Raw genomic sequence first — 1,422 nt, 5'->3', positions numbered from 1 at the left:
TATGAGATGTGCTTATATGGTATTTGATATAACTGATGACAATATAGATAAACATATAAGCAATATCACTATTGAGAATAGAGCAGTATCAGGACTAAAGAATCTGGGGAATGGGGGAAAGGAGGTAATTAAATGAAAGAGAAAGAAAATATAAATGAAAACAAGCAAGAATTAGAATCTAAAGACTTGGAATCTAGCACTAATCCTAAAGAAATAAAGCTAGATTCTAAGAACAATACAGAAACTAAAAATCAAAATTCTAAAAATAACACAGAATCTTATATCAAACTAGATTCTAATGGTGATGAGATTATATGGGAGTTGGAGAAAAATAGAAATCTAACTACAAAACTCGGACAATTTTGGTTCTATGGATTACGCATTGTATTTGCTATATTTATTATAAAAATCATAGATAAATATTTACTTGGCAGATATGATATACAAGCTTTTATAGCTACAATCATCCTTTTACTATGCCTTTTATATCTTTTGTCGGGCGTGGTTAAATCTATTAACTTTAAGAAATTATACATTACTAATAATACGCTAGTAATAAAAAAGTATTTAGGACAAGATATTGTGTTGCCTTTAGGGAGTTTTTGTATATATGAAAGCAACGATTATATCGGTGTAATATTTTTTAATGACACTATAGACTTTTTAGGTTTTGATAAAAAGATTAAATATTCTCTCTTTCAAATTGAGTTTGCAGATGATACTTGCAAAAAAATAAGTGAAATATTGAAGCCACATATTATAAGCTATCTTTCGAGTTTGAAAGATAAAGATTATTTAAATATTAAAAGTCCTAAAAATATCTTTGGAAGTATTCCATATTTTGATGAAATAGATTCCCTGCGAAAAGAGGCAAATAATGGCTGATGATAAGGTGATTTATAAAGGCTTAGAATGCCATTGTAATAAATTTGAGAATATTGCTTATGAGATAAAAAGATCTTTTTCTGTGCAAGCCAAAATATATCGCTTTTATTTTATTGCAATAAGTATTGTAGTGTGTTCTATTATTACCCATACAATATTTTGGACAGCATCTCCGCTTAATGGATTTCGTGGGCTATTTTTAATTTTATTTTGGTTAGTTATATGTTATATTTTTTTATCAGGAATCTTAAAATTATTCAATTTTAAAAGATTGTATATTACTGATAACTATCTTATTATTGAAAAATATATTGGTAAAAAAATAATACTTCAATTAGGGAGTTTTTATATACATTCTATGAGATTCAGCAACCCTAAAAGTCCAAAATTAACAAACAATCTGTGCTTTACTCTCTTTTTAGAGAAAAAGGAATTTGTAATTGATGAATCAAACCTATATTATGTTAATGATATACAAAACATACACGAGTTAATTGATAAATTAAACGCACTTTTAAAACCACATATCACACAATA

1 protein-coding gene and 1 pseudogene are annotated in these 1,422 nt (G+C 26.7%); both read left to right on the top strand.

Annotated elements, in window-relative coordinates:
* Positions 1 to 132: 132 nt before the first annotated feature.
* On the top strand, positions 133 to 885 hold the full coding sequence (locus CQA53_RS11405) for a hypothetical protein (RefSeq protein WP_115544018.1): 753 nt from the start codon (positions 133 to 135) through the stop codon (positions 883 to 885).
* A pseudogene (locus CQA53_RS11400) lies at positions 878 to 1,422 on the top strand (hypothetical protein); the annotation flags it as partial. The gene CQA53_RS11405 and the pseudogene CQA53_RS11400, both read left to right, overlap by 8 nt.

Origin of the sequence: Helicobacter didelphidarum (genome assembly GCF_003364195.1) — a bacterium.
In the GTDB taxonomy this organism is placed as follows: domain Bacteria; phylum Campylobacterota; class Campylobacteria; order Campylobacterales; family Helicobacteraceae; genus Helicobacter_A; species Helicobacter_A didelphidarum.
Note: the sequence above shows the minus strand (reverse complement) of the source record. Positions and strands in the feature narration are given on the sequence as shown.

Coding starts and splice junctions, on each gene's coding strand:
- CQA53_RS11405 (WP_115544018.1), top strand. CDS start 133: ATGAAAGAGAAAGAAAATATAAATGAAAACAAGCAAGAATTAGAATCT.